At 73.3% G+C, this 12,965-nt stretch carries 26 protein-coding genes; 24 read left to right on the forward strand and 2 right to left on the reverse strand.

The annotated features are described in order from the left end of the window. Positions 1-31: 31 nt before the first annotated feature. Both ACGFZ2_RS07790 and ACGFZ2_RS07795 read right to left on the reverse strand, forming a co-directional pair. On the reverse strand, positions 32-1,474 hold the full coding sequence (locus tag ACGFZ2_RS07790; protein WP_393451154.1) for a recombinase family protein: 1,443 nt from the start codon (positions 1,472-1,474) through the stop codon (positions 32-34). Further along, complete coding sequence (locus ACGFZ2_RS07795; protein WP_393451158.1) at positions 1,474-1,890, reverse strand: helix-turn-helix domain-containing protein; 417 nt, start codon at positions 1,888-1,890, stop codon at positions 1,474-1,476. The genes ACGFZ2_RS07790 and ACGFZ2_RS07795 overlap by 1 nt, the downstream gene beginning before the upstream one ends. Positions 1,891-2,162: 272 nt before the next feature. Between ACGFZ2_RS07795 and ACGFZ2_RS07800 the strand changes: the two genes are divergently transcribed. The 24 genes from ACGFZ2_RS07800 to ACGFZ2_RS07915 all read left to right on the forward strand — a co-directional run bounded on the left by ACGFZ2_RS07800 (position 2,163) and on the right by ACGFZ2_RS07915 (position 12,942). Next, positions 2,163-2,423 (forward strand): hypothetical protein, encoded by a 261-nt coding sequence (locus tag ACGFZ2_RS07800; RefSeq protein WP_393451161.1) that lies wholly within the window; start codon positions 2,163-2,165, stop codon positions 2,421-2,423. Next, on the forward strand, positions 2,420-2,566 hold the full coding sequence (locus tag ACGFZ2_RS07805) for a hypothetical protein (RefSeq protein ID WP_393451163.1): 147 nt from the start codon (positions 2,420-2,422) through the stop codon (positions 2,564-2,566). Before ACGFZ2_RS07800 ends, ACGFZ2_RS07805 begins: the two co-directional genes overlap by 4 nt. Positions 2,567-2,592: 26 nt before the next feature. Beyond that, positions 2,593-2,730: a hypothetical protein gene (locus tag ACGFZ2_RS07810; RefSeq protein ID WP_393451165.1), complete on the forward strand. Its 138-nt coding sequence runs from the start codon at positions 2,593-2,595 to the stop codon at positions 2,728-2,730. 2 nt (positions 2,731-2,732) lie between these two features. Next, on the forward strand, positions 2,733-2,930 hold the full coding sequence (locus ACGFZ2_RS07815) for a hypothetical protein (RefSeq protein WP_393451168.1): 198 nt from the start codon (positions 2,733-2,735) through the stop codon (positions 2,928-2,930). A gap of 48 nt (positions 2,931-2,978) precedes the next feature. Further along, positions 2,979-3,743, forward strand: coding sequence for a hypothetical protein (locus tag ACGFZ2_RS07820; RefSeq protein ID WP_393451171.1), 765 nt, complete (start codon positions 2,979-2,981; stop codon positions 3,741-3,743). Then, on the forward strand, positions 3,628-4,506 hold the full coding sequence (locus ACGFZ2_RS07825; protein WP_393451174.1) for a sigma-70 family RNA polymerase sigma factor: 879 nt from the start codon (positions 3,628-3,630) through the stop codon (positions 4,504-4,506). The genes ACGFZ2_RS07820 and ACGFZ2_RS07825 overlap by 116 nt, the downstream gene beginning before the upstream one ends. After that, positions 4,503-4,856: a hypothetical protein gene (locus ACGFZ2_RS07830; protein WP_393451177.1), complete on the forward strand. Its 354-nt coding sequence runs from the start codon at positions 4,503-4,505 to the stop codon at positions 4,854-4,856. Before ACGFZ2_RS07825 ends, ACGFZ2_RS07830 begins: the two co-directional genes overlap by 4 nt. After that, a complete protein-coding gene (locus tag ACGFZ2_RS07835; protein ID WP_393451180.1) occupies positions 4,853-5,362 on the forward strand; it encodes a hypothetical protein in 510 nt (169 codons plus the stop codon). The genes ACGFZ2_RS07830 and ACGFZ2_RS07835 overlap by 4 nt, the downstream gene beginning before the upstream one ends. Continuing rightward, complete coding sequence (locus ACGFZ2_RS07840; protein ID WP_393451183.1) at positions 5,355-5,570, forward strand: DUF6011 domain-containing protein; 216 nt, start codon at positions 5,355-5,357, stop codon at positions 5,568-5,570. The genes ACGFZ2_RS07835 and ACGFZ2_RS07840 overlap by 8 nt, the downstream gene beginning before the upstream one ends. Then, positions 5,567-5,800 (forward strand): hypothetical protein, encoded by a 234-nt coding sequence (locus ACGFZ2_RS07845; protein WP_393451187.1) that lies wholly within the window; start codon positions 5,567-5,569, stop codon positions 5,798-5,800. Before ACGFZ2_RS07840 ends, ACGFZ2_RS07845 begins: the two co-directional genes overlap by 4 nt. Continuing rightward, positions 5,797-6,246 (forward strand): hypothetical protein, encoded by a 450-nt coding sequence (locus ACGFZ2_RS07850; RefSeq protein WP_393451190.1) that lies wholly within the window; start codon positions 5,797-5,799, stop codon positions 6,244-6,246. The genes ACGFZ2_RS07845 and ACGFZ2_RS07850 overlap by 4 nt, the downstream gene beginning before the upstream one ends. After that, on the forward strand, positions 6,239-7,297 hold the full coding sequence (locus ACGFZ2_RS07855; protein WP_393451193.1) for a DUF5131 family protein: 1,059 nt from the start codon (positions 6,239-6,241) through the stop codon (positions 7,295-7,297). Before ACGFZ2_RS07850 ends, ACGFZ2_RS07855 begins: the two co-directional genes overlap by 8 nt. Continuing rightward, positions 7,294-7,527 (forward strand): hypothetical protein, encoded by a 234-nt coding sequence (locus ACGFZ2_RS07860; RefSeq protein WP_393451196.1) that lies wholly within the window; start codon positions 7,294-7,296, stop codon positions 7,525-7,527. Before ACGFZ2_RS07855 ends, ACGFZ2_RS07860 begins: the two co-directional genes overlap by 4 nt. After that, complete coding sequence (locus tag ACGFZ2_RS07865) at positions 7,527-7,829, forward strand: hypothetical protein (RefSeq protein ID WP_393451199.1); 303 nt, start codon at positions 7,527-7,529, stop codon at positions 7,827-7,829. The genes ACGFZ2_RS07860 and ACGFZ2_RS07865 overlap by 1 nt, the downstream gene beginning before the upstream one ends. Continuing rightward, positions 7,829-8,572, forward strand: coding sequence for a histone-like nucleoid-structuring protein Lsr2 (locus ACGFZ2_RS07870; protein ID WP_393451202.1), 744 nt, complete (start codon positions 7,829-7,831; stop codon positions 8,570-8,572). Before ACGFZ2_RS07865 ends, ACGFZ2_RS07870 begins: the two co-directional genes overlap by 1 nt. A 2-nt stretch (positions 8,573-8,574) precedes the next feature. Beyond that, positions 8,575-8,901, forward strand: coding sequence for a hypothetical protein (locus ACGFZ2_RS07875; RefSeq protein ID WP_393451205.1), 327 nt, complete (start codon positions 8,575-8,577; stop codon positions 8,899-8,901). Further along, positions 8,894-9,073 (forward strand): hypothetical protein, encoded by a 180-nt coding sequence (locus ACGFZ2_RS07880; protein ID WP_393451208.1) that lies wholly within the window; start codon positions 8,894-8,896, stop codon positions 9,071-9,073. Before ACGFZ2_RS07875 ends, ACGFZ2_RS07880 begins: the two co-directional genes overlap by 8 nt. Next, positions 9,066-9,686 (forward strand): hypothetical protein, encoded by a 621-nt coding sequence (locus tag ACGFZ2_RS07885; RefSeq protein WP_393451211.1) that lies wholly within the window; start codon positions 9,066-9,068, stop codon positions 9,684-9,686. The genes ACGFZ2_RS07880 and ACGFZ2_RS07885 overlap by 8 nt, the downstream gene beginning before the upstream one ends. A gap of 119 nt (positions 9,687-9,805) precedes the next feature. Continuing rightward, complete coding sequence (locus tag ACGFZ2_RS07890; protein ID WP_393451214.1) at positions 9,806-10,984, forward strand: hypothetical protein; 1,179 nt, start codon at positions 9,806-9,808, stop codon at positions 10,982-10,984. Beyond that, positions 10,977-11,159, forward strand: coding sequence for a hypothetical protein (locus ACGFZ2_RS07895; protein WP_393451217.1), 183 nt, complete (start codon positions 10,977-10,979; stop codon positions 11,157-11,159). Before ACGFZ2_RS07890 ends, ACGFZ2_RS07895 begins: the two co-directional genes overlap by 8 nt. Further along, positions 11,156-12,016, forward strand: a complete 861-nt coding sequence (locus ACGFZ2_RS07900) for a hypothetical protein (protein WP_393451220.1) — start codon at positions 11,156-11,158, stop codon at positions 12,014-12,016. The genes ACGFZ2_RS07895 and ACGFZ2_RS07900 overlap by 4 nt, the downstream gene beginning before the upstream one ends. Next, positions 12,013-12,243, forward strand: coding sequence for a hypothetical protein (locus ACGFZ2_RS07905; RefSeq protein ID WP_393451223.1), 231 nt, complete (start codon positions 12,013-12,015; stop codon positions 12,241-12,243). The genes ACGFZ2_RS07900 and ACGFZ2_RS07905 overlap by 4 nt, the downstream gene beginning before the upstream one ends. Next, the gene (locus tag ACGFZ2_RS07910) at positions 12,240-12,545 is read left to right on the forward strand and encodes a hypothetical protein (protein ID WP_393451226.1); all 306 of its coding nucleotides are present in this window, start codon (positions 12,240-12,242) and stop codon (positions 12,543-12,545) included. The genes ACGFZ2_RS07905 and ACGFZ2_RS07910 overlap by 4 nt, the downstream gene beginning before the upstream one ends. A gap of 124 nt (positions 12,546-12,669) precedes the next feature. After that, positions 12,670-12,942: a hypothetical protein gene (locus tag ACGFZ2_RS07915; protein WP_393451229.1), complete on the forward strand. Its 273-nt coding sequence runs from the start codon at positions 12,670-12,672 to the stop codon at positions 12,940-12,942. The last annotated feature ends 23 nt before the right edge of the window (positions 12,943-12,965 follow it).

The raw sequence follows: 12,965 nt of genomic DNA on the forward strand, positions 1-12,965 counted from the left end.
GTTTGGCATCTCGGACAGTGACCGCAAACCGCTACCAGTGAAACTGCACGTCAACGCGGTCGGACTCCGGCTCGCGCCACCGCGCGGCAGGCCTGACCACGATCCGATCGACGATCGACCGTAGGGCCTTCACCCGCTCGGCGTGCGTGACGTCCTGGTCCTGCCAGAGCGCCAGCAGCGCCTCTGCCGCGTTCGCCGCGGCCACCGGGTCGGGCGGCACCTCAACCGATCCGAGGCGGGCCAGCTGGCCGGCGGCTCCCTGCTCTGCCTCCCGCAGCTCGGCCATCGCCTGCCGGTACACGTCGTCGGGCAGCCGCTCCAGCGCGTGGCTCTTGGCCAGTCGCACCATCGCCGATCGGGCGTCGGCCAGCTGCCGCTCCAGCGTTGCCCGGTCGGCCTGGCTCGACGTCATCCGGGCGAGCCGGCGGGCTCGCGCGTCGTGGTCGGTGCGCAGCTCGGCCGCCCACTCGGCGACCTGGCGCAGCACCTCGTCCACGACGCGGGCGAGGATGGGCCGGCCGACGCCGGGGCAGGTGCCGCCCTTGACGTCGCCGCGGCCGTCGCCGCAGACCAGGCGGTCGCCCTGTCGCTGAAGCTTGTGGCCCTGCGGGCACTCGACGAGCCCGACGAGCGGCCACGTCGGCGCGAGGTGCCGGGGTGGGGTGCCGGCCTCGGCCGCCAGCCGGTTCTGCACCTTCCGCCAGGTGACCTCGTCGACCAGTGCGTCGTGTTCGCCCGGCAACACCTCATCACCGGTGACGACCATTCCTCGGTACGCCGGATTGCGTAACAACTTCTTGACGTTGGCGGTGTGCATCGCCTTTCCGCGAATGGCGGCGAGGTATGCGGTGACCTCGCCGATAGGGTCACCGATCGCGTATCGGCGGAACACCTCGGTCATTGCTGGCCCGAGCACGGGATCCGGAATGAGGCGCTTGTTTACCCGGATGTAGCCGAGGGGCCGGCCGTGATGCTGGCCCCTTTCCGCGCGGCGGGCGATCGTGTTCGACCAGCCTCGCCCGATCTCATCCGACTGCATTTCCGCAATCGCCAGGAGATTCGTCAGCATCCATCGGCCGGATGGTGTGGACGTGTCGATCTGCTCAGTGGCGGACATGATGGTCACGCCCATGTTCGCCAATTCGGCGAGCATCTGGAGCGATTCGAGAACGTTGCGGCCGAACCGGTCGACCTTGTAGACGGCCAGGACGTCGACCTGCCCGGCCGCCGCCATCTTCCGCACCCGGTCGATGCCGTCGCGGGAGAAGTTCCTGCCGGTGCGGTCGATGTCGTCGACGACGGCGACCTCACGCAGGCCGGCTGGCTTGGCCATGCGGCGAATCGCGGACAGTTGGATGTCGGGGCTGTGGAAGTCGTCGCCACCGCGCCCCATCAACTCACTGACGCGCCGGTACGCGACGAACCGGCGGGGCTGGTCGGGGACGGCGGCGAGCTGGCCGCGGCGCCGGGGCATCAGCTCGCGGCTTGGCCGCGCCGGCGGACGACGCGGCCCGGCCGCTCCGGCTGGGCGCTCTCTGCGACCTGGGCGAGGTACTTCAACGCCGTCCGGATCGCGTCCTTCTCCGCCTCCGGCACGTCGGGGTTCGCGAGCCGCCGCATGATGACCTGGAGGTCGGGGTCGAGACCTTCGTCGGGGTTGCCGCCCATGTTGCCGGCGGCGCGGAGGGCGCCGCCGGGGTCGCCGAGGGCGTCGCCGATGGCGCGGGCGCTGGTGACGTTGGCGCCGCTGCCCTTGCTGCTCATCCAACGGAAGATCGTCGCCCGGTGGATGCCGGACTCGCGGGCGAGTCGGGCGACGCTCCACCCGTCGCGGTCGGTCATCCGCCGCAGGTACTCCGCCCAGCTCTCCCGCTTGCCACCGTCGCCCATAGGCGGACGGTACGCGACGGTGAACGGGTCAGCATGGTTGGCGGGGGGTCGCACTTTCGCGACGTGTAACCGCAGGTCAGGGTACCTGCTGCGGCGTCGCTTTACCGCTCCGACTGTGCACTTCTCGCTCATCTCTGACTCCCTGCATACGTCGCGTATAGGCGACGATAGGGGATGAGGGTCGATCCACTCCCTCGTCCGAACGGCTGATTTCGACGTCAATCCGCGACGCTCCTTGCGTCGCAGAATGACGACGGTCTAGCGTGGCCGGCATGGAAGCGACGCGAAACAGCGACGCTCCATCCGCCGAGAGCGACGCGAAAGTCCGTCTGCGGGTGGAGGTGTACGACGCCCTGGCCGCCAAGCGCGGCGCCAAGACGGTCGTGGCCCAGGCCAAGTTGCACGAGGTCGGCCGGCAGCACCTGTTCGACATCCGCGCCGGGCGGAGCCTGCCGAGCCTGCCCCTGGCGATGCGGATGGCCACCGACCTGGAGACGACGGTCGAGGCCCTGTTCGGGCGGGTGGGGCGATGACCTCGCGGCAGCCGATCAAGCCGATCGACCCGGCGTCGGAGGGCGGCAAGGCCGCCGCCGAGGCGCTGAGCCAGGTCCTCGCCGAGATCCAGGTCGCGGTGTGGCAGCGCCGCGCCGCCCGTCAGCAGACCTCGGCCGCCTGACCCCACGAAGCCCATGAGAGGGACCGATGAACGAGCTCATCGACACGACGATCGCCGCCCCCGGAAGCGGTGGCGGCAACACCAGCGGGAGCCAGAGCAACACCGGCGGCAACGCCGGCACGCACCCGACCGGTGCCGGCGGCACTCGCCCGAAGGCCGCCTGACCGTGCACGCCAAGCGCACGCAGCGCGCGGCGCTGGTGATCGCGACCTGCGTCACCGCGGCCGGGCTCGCGCTCATTGTCACGAACACCCCAACCCGGTGGGACGGCAACGGCCTCCAGGCCCTCGCCCTGCTCTGGCTGTACCTCGGCCAACGCCGCCGCGAGAACGAAGGCGGGGCCACGGCTCTCCACAAGCCGTGACCCCGGGATCTCTACCCGCACCAACCACTGACGAAAGGCACGGTCGAGATGAACAACGTACAGGCCACCCAGGAGGTGGCGCAGAGCATCGTCGCTGATGCCCTGGCGGCGCTCGCCGTCTTCGGTGTCACCACCGAGCGTGAGGCGGGCCAGCTGCTGCCGATGTGGCGCCGGTTCCACGAGATGACCGCTGCCGAGCGGACCGCCGTCTACCTGCACTACCGGCCGGCGCCGTCGACCCGGCCGGACACCGGCACCGCAGCGGAGTGCGTGCTGGCGGCCGCCGCCGGCCAGCCCGCGCACACCCGGATCGCCCGAGCGAACATGCTCCGCGCGATCACGCGCGAGTGCTTCGCCGTCGACCGCGCGGCACTCCCCGCCCCGGAGTCGGTGGCGTTCGCCGACGGCCAGGCGGTCGAGCTGGAGCTCAGCACCGTCGCCGAGGCGGAGGCGTGGGCGAGCAACCTCGACGCCACCCGCGACGCCCGGATCAGCGAGGGCCGGGACGTGGCCGGCGCGCTCTACCGCGGGTACCGGACGACCTGCAGGTGGCGCGGCTTCGAGGTGACCATCGTCGCGATCGAGCGGGCCGATCAGCCCGCCCAGGTTGCTGCGATCAGCGAGCGGCCCGCCGAGCCCGGCGAGGTGTGCACCTGCGGCCGCGCGGCGAGGACGGTGTTCACCGGCGGCCCGTGGGGTGACACGGGCTACTGCGGGCTGCCGGACGGTGGCCAGAGCGGGCCGTGTCCGTTCTGCGGCGGCCCGCGGCACCAGGGCACGCGGTGCTCCCGGTACGAGCTGCGGCCGGCGTGATGTGGGCCGCGATCGTGCAGGGCACCCAGGCGGCGGCGCCGGAGGTCGGCGGGCTGCTCGCCGTGACCGCCGTGGTGGCGCTGTGGACGTGGTGGGAGCTACGCCGGGCGGGCCTCCGGTGACCGCCGTGGTGACCGCGCCGGCGCGGATCCCGGCGCAGGCCGGCCCGCCGGCCGCCGAGCAGATCAGCGACGCGCGCCGACGTTGGGACCTGGTCGACGCCGCCGCTGGCGGCGACCGGCAGGCGTTCGGCCGCCTGTACGAGATGTACCGCGACACGGTGTTCCGGTTCGTGTACTTCCGGTGCGGGAACCGGCAGCTGGCCGAGGACCTCACCGCCGACACGTTCGTGCGGGCGCTGCGGCGTATCGACCAGGTGAGCTGGCAGGGCAGCGACATCGGAGCGTGGTTCGTCACGATCGCCCGCAACCTCGTCGCCGACTACTTCAAGTCCAGCCGCTACCAGCGGGAGGTCGCCGTCGGGGACATCCTCGACGGGGAGGACCGCGTCGACCACACCCGCGAGGGCGACCCCGCCGGAGCCGCCGTCGCCTACCTGTCCTCCAGGGACCTGCTCGCCGCCGTGAAGCAGCTCAACCCGGAGCAGCAGGAGTGCATCGTCCTCCGCTTCCTCCAGGGCTACTCCGTCCGCGAGACCGCCGTGGCGATGGGCAAGCAGGAAGGCGCGATCAAGGCCCTCCAGTACCGAGCGGTCCGGGCGCTCGCCCGGCTGCTGCCGCCCGGGATCGAGGTGCCGGCATGATCGGCGGCCTCACCACCGCGCAGCTCGCCCTGCCCCTGGTGCCCCTGGCCGACCTCAGCGACGGCTTCAAGGCACGGCACCAGGTAGGGCACTACCGCGCCCCTTGGGACTTCGCCGCCGGCGCGAAGTCGGGCGAGCCGGCCCCCCGTGAGGGCGACCTGGTGCCCGCCTGGCGGTGCTGCCACTGCGGCGGCATCGCGATGAGCCGGTACTTCCTCGTCCTCAGCCACGGCTGCGAGGACGTCCCCGGCGGGTGCCGCACGTCGTGCCGCTACCGCCCGGACGCCCCGTCCTCCCCGTACCGAATGGACGCCCACTGGATCCCGCCGACCTCGGAGGCACACCGATGAACGACCTGATCGACAGCGCCGTGACCGTGATCGCTGCCCTGACCGTCGGCCTGATCGTCGGCGCGATCGTCATGGCCTTCGCCGCACGCGCCCGCCAGCTGGACGACGAGCAGCGCACCGAGACCGCCTGGCGGGACATCCGGGGTGCCGTCGAGCAGCTCGGCGACCCGGAGATCCGCGCCCGGCTTCTGCGCCAGCTCGCGCAGATCCGCGACCGGTGGCTGCCGGGCGGCCCGATGCACCTGGACGCCTACCGCCAGCCCGCTGCCGCCGAGCTGACCCCGGCCTACGTCCACCGGCTGCTCGACGCGTACGCCACCGGCGACCCGGTCAACCTGGCCGGCTGCGCGGTGCCCCCCGATGTCCGGGGCCGGCTGCGGGCCATCCTGATCGGCGCCGCCGAGCGCACCGCCCCGCTGCCCTCGCACCCCGGCCTGGCCACCACGGCGCGCCCGGCCGACGTGCCGGGCAGCATCCCGCTCAGCAGGCGGCCCACCGATGGCTGACCAGAAGTGCCAGGACTGCGGCCGAGAGCTGCGGACCCCGGCCAGCCGCGCCCGCGGCCGGGGCCCGGTCTGCGAAGCGAAGAGCCGCCCGGCGCCCGCCGCCCTGCCCGGCCTCACCGGCCGGGCGGGCGGCTCGCCGGCCCAGGCCGGCCCCGACCTGCTCACCACCGCCGACCAGGACGACGCGGGCGAGGACGGTCCGCCGTGAAGACGACGCCCCGCCTGTGCCCCGAGTGGGACCCCGACCCGGACGTCCCGGCCGACCACCGCGACCGCGAGACGTGCCGCAACTGCCACCGCGTCGGCACCCCCACGGACGCCGGCCACACCCCGCCCACCGCACCCGCCCGCAAGCCCATGCCAGCGGCGCTCGCCGCCGCAGCCCAGGACCGCGACGCCGCGATCCTCGGCGAACGCGACCGAGAGGAGACCCGGTGACCGAGCCGTCCCGCCTACTGACCGACGACGAGCTGCGCGCGGCCGCCGCCACCCGGCCCGGGTACGCCACGTACCCGCAGTACCGCCCGCAGCCCGAGCGCCTCGGCCAACTGCCGGCCGTCGACCGCGACCTGCTGCTCAGCACGGTCCGGATCGCCGGCGTCCCGGCGCTGCTGCCGCCGGTCCCGGAGCACTGCTACCCGCCGGACGCGGTCGACCTCCCGGAGGCAAAGCCGGACGAGTCGCTCCGGCTGGTAGAGCTGCCACCGTCACCGGTGTTCGAGTTCCAGCCACACCGGTCCCCGGGCCGGCCGTGGTGGCGCCCGCGCTGGAGCTGGGCGGTGATGCCCGCCAAGGGACCCACCACGTGGGGCTACTGCTGGACGGAGGCCGGCGCCCGCCGCCGTACCGCCCGGGCAGCCCGGAGGGCGGAGTGCCGTGGCTGACAAGAGCGGCATCGAGTGGACCGACGCCACGTGGAACCCGGTCACCGGGTGCACGAAGGTGTCCCCCGGCTGCGATCACTGCTACGCGGAGACGCTCGCCGAGCGGTTCCGCGGCACGCCGGGGCACTACTTCGAGCAGGGATTCGACGTGGTGCTGCGCCCGGACAAGATGGGCCAGCCGCTGCGGTGGAAGCGCCCCCGCCGGATCTTCGTCAACTCGATGTCCGACCTGTTCCACGACCAGGTGCCGGTGGAGTTCATCGCCGAGGTGTTCGCGGTGATGGCGGCCGCGCACTGGCACACCTTCCAGATGCTCACCAAACGGCATGGGCGGATGCGCACGCTGCTGAACGATCCGGAGTTCCGGACGCTCGTGCAGTGCGAGTCGGCCACCCTCGGCCACGAGGGCATCGACATCACCACGAACAACCCGTGGGATGTGTGGCCGGTGCCCAACCTGCACCTGGGCGTCTCGGTGGAGGACCAGAAGCGGGCGCAGCTGCGCGTACCGGCGCTGCTCGCCACACCGGCGGCGGTGCGGTGGCTGTCGTGCGAGCCGCTGCTGGGCCCGGTCGACCTGGCCAAGTTCCTGCACTGGCGGCCGATCGGCGCGAACCTGGCCGAGGCCCCGCTGCCGCCGTCGTACGCCGAGGCGCTCTGCCTGCCGGCGCTGCATTGGGTGGTGGTCGGGGGTGAGTCCGGGCGGCAGGCCCGGCCGATGCACCCGGATTGGGCGCGGCAGCTGCGCGGCCAGTGCCAGGCCGCCGCCATCCCGTTCTTCTTCAAGCAGTGGGGCGAGTGGTCGCCGCTCGGCCCGCTGTACGAGCAGAGCGCCGACGACCCGGAGGCCGACGAGGCGCGGATGGAGGCCGCCGCCCTGGAGCTCAACGGCGTCCGGGTGGTCGAGCTGGAGCGGTCCGGCTACGTCCCCGACGGCCATCAGCCCGGCGACTCGCGCACCTGGCTGATGGCCCGCCTCGGCAAGCGGGAGGCCGGCCGGACCCTCGACGGCTGGACGTGGGACCACTACCCGCCCGGCGGCACGCCGTGACGGCGCTCGTCGGTCTGTGGCTGGTCGCCACCGAGGTGCTCCGCCGCCCGGTGGCGACCAGCGACCCGTACCCGCACCTGTGCGGGGTGACCCACCACGGCACCCGGTCCGGCACCCCGTACCGCTACAGCGGCCGGGACTGCGCCGCCTGCCACCACCAGCTGACCGGCGGCCCGAAGACCTCGGCGGCCCCGACCGCCCCGAAGATGCGCACGATCGGAGACACCTGATGGAGATCAGCCTGGACGCCGAGCAGGTCCTGCTGCTCGTCGCCGTCGAACAGGGCCGGGTCCACATGGACCCGCGCTACACGAAGCCCGATTTCGAGAAGGAGCCGGAGCACCCGTTCGGCCTGAAGCGGGCGACCCGCAGGCTGGCGCCCCTGAAGAAGGCCCGCCTGGTCGAGCTGGTGCCCGAGGAGGATGCCGGCCAGTACGGCGTCCGCCTCTACAAGCTGACCAGCCGCGGCCAGCACGTCCTGGAGCAGGTCCGGGAGATGGAGGCCGCCGCCCGCGCCGAGGCGAGCGCCTGATGGCCACCGCGACGGCTCCAGCAATCACCAGCCGCACGCAGTACGAGATCCTGCGGCTGTTCGCCGACGGGAAGTCGGAGATCGAGATCGCCGACTTCACCACCCTGACGCCGCGCGCCGTGTCCAAGGTGGTCAACGAGATGTGCGCCGGCGACCAGGACACTGCCCGCGAGCTGGCCACCGCGTACGAGCGGCGGGCCAGCCTGGTGGCTGCCGCCCAGGGCAAGCCGGGCGTACCTGGTGTCCCCCGGGTCACCACCGTGCCGCCGCCCGGCACTCTCCGGCCGCCGGCGCCCGCCCCCGGCCCGCCGGCGATGGCCCGGGCGACGGACGTCCTGGCAGACCTGCTCGCCGCCGCCCAGGTGTCCCCGCACCAGCGCACCCGGTCCCTGGGCGCGAAGGTCGCGGCGCTCGCCGAGGACCTCCGTACCCGGCTCACCGAGGAGCGGCGGGAGGCCGCGGCCGCCGAGGCCGCCGCCAGGGCCCGCGCCGAGGCCGAGCGCCAGGTGAAGGAGCTGGAGGCGCGGCTGGCGAAGGCCCGCGCCGCGCTGCTCGCCGCCGGCGGCAAGCCGGCCCGCGCGGCGGCTGCCGGGAAGACCACCAGCGAGATCCCGGCCAAGGTCGTCCGGGCCTGGGCCCGCGAGAACGACATCGAGGTGCCGCCGCTCGGCCGGATCCCGGGCCCTGTGATGGACGCCTACCTGGCGGCGCACCCCGGTACTCCGAAGGACGAAGGGAAGTAGCGATGGCCACCAAGCTGAAGGCCACCCTCCCGAAGTGGGAGGACAACGGCCTCGCCACGATCCGGGACCAGCTGCTGGAGAACCCCGACGGCCAGCACGTCGCGATCGTGGTCCTCGACTGCTCGCGCATCACGTACGACGTGGTGGACGGCGAGCTGGAGCCGACCCCGACGGTGCGGATCGTGCGAGTCGAGCCGGAGACGGACCCGGACGAGGCCGTCAAGCTGATCTCGTGGGCGAAGCGGCTGACCGACAAGCGGATCCCGCCGCCGGCCAAGCCGGACCCCATCCCGGGCCTGTCGGTGATCGGTGGTGGTGACCGTGGCTGAGGACGACCAGTTGCACTGCTACCACCACAGCTGCACGTCGGAGTGCGAGGACGGCTGCGACGACTCCGCCAATGACGACTGCGTGTGCTGCGACTGCTGCTGCACCTGCCTCGGCTGCGAGTACGGGCCGCGCGACGGCATGCTGATGTTCCCGGAGGCCAGCCGTGGGTGACCGTACGGTGCAGGTCAACCTGGCGGCGGCCGGCATCGGCGCCGGCGACGTGGTGGTCGACGGCCAGGACGTGTCCGCCGGGGTGTCCCGGCTGCTGCTCGCTGCCGGCGCCGGGGAGTCGCCGCGGCTGGTGCTGGAGCTGGCCCCGCAGGCGTACGAGGTCGACGCCCAGAGCGTGGTGGTCGGTGTCTCGCCGGTCGGCGCGGTGGTGCTGACCCAGCTCGGCTGGCGACCGCCGGAGACCGACCCTGCACCCGCCCCGGTCGGCCGGCTGTGCTCGGCGCTCTGCGCCGACGTCGAGCGCGACCGCGACGCCCTGGCCGCGATCGTGGCCGCGATCGGCGACGCGATCAGCCCGACCGGCGAGCGGCCGGAGGAAGCCCTTGCCACGCTCGCGGGCGACGTCGCTCGCGTGGTCGAGCAGCGCGATCAGCTGGTTGAGAAGCGGGACCAACTGGTGACCCTGGTCCGCGAGATGCTGCTCCACTTCACGGTGCGGGGCCACCCCGGCCGCCCGGCGATCCGCACGGGCTGGCTGCTGGAGAAGACGGTCAGCGGGTGGCGCTTCCGGCTTCACGAGCTGGCGTACCCGCCCGATCCGCCTCCCGAGTAGCTGCGGGCACCCCCGCCCGTCCTGCTGTTCCAACCCTCCGGCGCGGCCACCCCCCGATGGTGGCCGCGCCGTACCGCACCGGGAGAACCATAGATGTTGATCACTTTGGCGGCGGTCGCGTGGTCTGGCTGAAGTCGTCCGACAACAGCAACCAGCACCCCGCCGTGCTGGCCCCGCTGGCGTGGGACAAGGGCCCCGACGACGACCTGGACGGCTGGGACCTGCGCCTGCCGGCCGTCGCCGGCCTGGCCTGGTTGTGCGCCACCTACTCGGCAGGCCAGGAGACCGACTACGTGGTCCCCGAGGCCACCGTGGCGCTCTACGGCGGCCCGCAGTGGCGACGCCTCGCCGAGTGGGTGGCCCGGGCTGGCATCTGGACCCGGGTCGCTGGTGGCTGGCTACTCGCCGACGACTCCGAGCACCTGTTCCACATCCGCCTCAAGGCCGAACTGGAGTGGGAGCGCCAGCGCAAGAACGACAACGGCAACCCCGCCCTCACCATCCCCGTACGGCTGCGCGACGGCGACGCCTGCCGCTACTGCGGCCGGGTGGTGAACTGGGACGCCCGAAAGGGCGGCCTGGCCGGCACCTACGACCACCGCAACCCCGGCCGCGGCGCCCAGGGCCCCGACGACCTTGTGGTCGCCTGCAACCAGTGCAACGGCCGCCGCGGCAAGGACACGCACCCTGAGCGGTGGCAGCTGCTGCCCGCCCCCGCTCAGCCGTACTACGGCCAGATCACGGTGACGCACCTCGCCAAGCACGGCTACGACGTGCCGCCGTTCACCGGCCCGCGACCCTCCGGTCTGCCCGGGGGACCCCGCATCGAAGACCCGCGACCCGACGACCAGTCGGACCCCGCACCGCAGCACCCCGGGCGACCCGGCACCCCGCCGGACCACGCCCCCGGCGACCCGGCGTCCGGCCGGACCACGCCCGACCACCGCGACCCGGCCGCCAGCCGGACACCGCACCCCCGCGCGACCCCGACCACGGGCCACCGCGCCACCACCGCCCGCGCGACCCCGACCCAGGGGCACCGCGCCCTGCGCGACGCGGCCACCGGCCGCGCCCCGCGCTCAACCCCGACCCAAGATCAACACATCGGCCGATCATCGGCCGATCCGGCAGAACCCAAGCCTCCAGGATCTGGAAAGCCCGGGTCGGGTCGGGACGGGTCGGGCGCTCCACCCCGACCACCCCACCACCGCAAGCGAGGACGCAGAGGCCGCCGTGCACGCACCCAGCCTCCGCCGCCTCCACCAGCCCAGCCAGCACCAGGGGACCACCATGTCTGACGACCAGCCCACCAAGCCCCCCACCAAGCTGACCATCAGCAGCCGGGGCACCACCGTGACCATCGAGGCCACCGAGCCTCTCGCCCAGGTGGAGGCCATCGCCCAGCGTCTGCACACCGAGGCACACGCCCGCTGCTGGCCCGACCTGCCGGCCGGATTCGGCGGCACCCTGTGACCGACCAGACCGACGTCGACCGGCAGGACGCACTCGACTCGGCCGCCCGCCACGCCGCCCGCCTGCTGCACGCGTTCGGCTGGCTCCGCGTCCTGGTCGAGCCCGGCCGCGAGCCGCGGCCCGCCCCGCCGCTGCTCACCGACACCGCCCGCCACTGGCTCGGCATCCAGTCGGCCGCCGAGGCCGCCGACCGCGTGGCGAACCTCCGCGCCGGCCTGTCGGCCGCCCCGACCGGCCAGGTCCCGATCCGCCTGGAGATGCTCACCGCCCAGCACCACGCCCTGACCGTGGTCGACCAGCTGGTGGACCGAGTCGAGCGTGCCGGCGCCCGGGCCCGCCTCGGCGTGCCGGCGACCGGCCGGAACATCGTGCGGGTGCTGGACTGGCTTGCCGGCGACGGCGGACCACCCTGCTGGGCCGTGACGACCGGCGGCGTGGCGTACCGGCGCGGGGCACTGGCCGACGTCGCCGACCTGCGGGTGCTCGACCACGTGGCGCACCGGCTCCAGGAGGTCGCCGACCGGGCCCGGATGGCGATCGGCATGACCGAGGAGCGGACGGCACCGTACCCGCACCAGCCGTGCCCGGCCTGCCGCCGCCGATCCCTGGAGATCGACGCGACGCTGCGCAACGAGCGGTACTGGACGGTGGGCTGCACCTCGGCGGCGTGCCGCTGCACCGGCCCGGGCTGCCCGTGCCTCCAGCGCCACGCGATCGAGGGCCGCGGGCACGTCTGGACGTACGCCGAGCTGCCCACGCTGCACGTGGCCCAGCAGCGGCACCGCCTCAGCCACCCGGTGCGATCCGCCGCGGTTGGGCATGGTGGGTGGAGCAGCCGACGGAGGGGCGAGCGGTGAAGCGGAAGCTGGCCGAGGGCATGCACATGGTCACCCTGGACGAGCTGGAGACGCAGCTGGGCGCCTGGGTGAACGACGAGGCGCTGCGGAAGTGGCAGACCCGGTACGGTCTGGTCCGCGTCCAGCTCGACGGCGTCTGGTGGTACCACCTGGAGGCCGCGATCGAGATTGACTTCCTGACCGAGGGCCGCGGCCGTAGCCGTGGCAGCACCGTGGAGGCAGCGTGACGACGGCCGGAAACCCCGACTGGACGGACGCGGACAGCATGCGCTTCGCCCAGGAGCTCGGGCTGACCCTCGAACCGTGGCAGGCGGCTGTCCTGACCGCAGCGGTACGCGCGGGGCGCGAGCGTGCCGCGCTGTGCGGTGCTCGCACGGGCCCTGTGTGGAAGGCCGGCGGCGAGGTCTGCTCGTGCGTCGAGCCCGCCGGCCACGTCGAGCGCCAGGACGGCCGGTCCGGTGCCGATCACCGCTGCTCGTGCGGAGCGTGGTTCGTGGACGAGGTGGCCCGGCGGTCGCCCGACACGTGATCCACTGCGTGGGCCGCCGGGCCGATCGTGCGGTACATTGTCCGGCAGATGCAGCGCCCGTAGTGTCTTCACCGAACGCCCCGGTCCCCCGTGCCGGGGCGTTCGTCGTACCCGGGGAGGCCGGGTGAGCCGGCACAGCGAGGACAGCCAGGCATACCGCCGGCTGCGTGTGCAGTTCCTCGAAGACCACCCGGTGTGTTGGATATGCCGGCACGGCGGGGCCAACCAGATCGACCACAAGATCCCGAGGTCGCAGAGACGTGGGCGACTGGAGACGTGGAACTGGATGCCCTCGCACGGCCCGCCTGGCTGCCCGATCTGCAAGCAGAACTGCAACCAGGTGCGCGGCACCAAGACCATCGAGCCGACCGCATGGGTTACGTCGCCTGACTGGTGACTGATCAACCCACGTGACCTTGC

Source organism: Micromonospora sp. NPDC048063, from assembly GCF_043202855.1.
In the GTDB taxonomy this organism is placed as follows: Bacteria; Actinomycetota; Actinomycetes; order Mycobacteriales; family Micromonosporaceae; genus Micromonospora.

Coding starts and splice junctions, on each gene's coding strand:
- ACGFZ2_RS07790 (WP_393451154.1), bottom strand. CDS start 1,474: ATGCCCCGGCGCCGCGGCCAGCTCGCCGCCGTCCCCGACCAGCCCCGC.
- ACGFZ2_RS07795 (WP_393451158.1), bottom strand. CDS start 1,890: ATGGGCGACGGTGGCAAGCGGGAGAGCTGGGCGGAGTACCTGCGGCGG.
- ACGFZ2_RS07800 (WP_393451161.1), top strand. CDS start 2,163: ATGGAAGCGACGCGAAACAGCGACGCTCCATCCGCCGAGAGCGACGCG.
- ACGFZ2_RS07805 (WP_393451163.1), top strand. CDS start 2,420: ATGACCTCGCGGCAGCCGATCAAGCCGATCGACCCGGCGTCGGAGGGC.
- ACGFZ2_RS07810 (WP_393451165.1), top strand. CDS start 2,593: ATGAACGAGCTCATCGACACGACGATCGCCGCCCCCGGAAGCGGTGGC.
- ACGFZ2_RS07820 (WP_393451171.1), top strand. CDS start 2,979: ATGAACAACGTACAGGCCACCCAGGAGGTGGCGCAGAGCATCGTCGCT.
- ACGFZ2_RS07830 (WP_393451177.1), top strand. CDS start 4,503: ATGATCGGCGGCCTCACCACCGCGCAGCTCGCCCTGCCCCTGGTGCCC.
- ACGFZ2_RS07835 (WP_393451180.1), top strand. CDS start 4,853: ATGAACGACCTGATCGACAGCGCCGTGACCGTGATCGCTGCCCTGACC.
- ACGFZ2_RS07840 (WP_393451183.1), top strand. CDS start 5,355: ATGGCTGACCAGAAGTGCCAGGACTGCGGCCGAGAGCTGCGGACCCCG.
- ACGFZ2_RS07865 (WP_393451199.1), top strand. CDS start 7,527: ATGGAGATCAGCCTGGACGCCGAGCAGGTCCTGCTGCTCGTCGCCGTC.
- ACGFZ2_RS07870 (WP_393451202.1), top strand. CDS start 7,829: ATGGCCACCGCGACGGCTCCAGCAATCACCAGCCGCACGCAGTACGAG.
- ACGFZ2_RS07875 (WP_393451205.1), top strand. CDS start 8,575: ATGGCCACCAAGCTGAAGGCCACCCTCCCGAAGTGGGAGGACAACGGC.
- ACGFZ2_RS07895 (WP_393451217.1), top strand. CDS start 10,977: ATGTCTGACGACCAGCCCACCAAGCCCCCCACCAAGCTGACCATCAGC.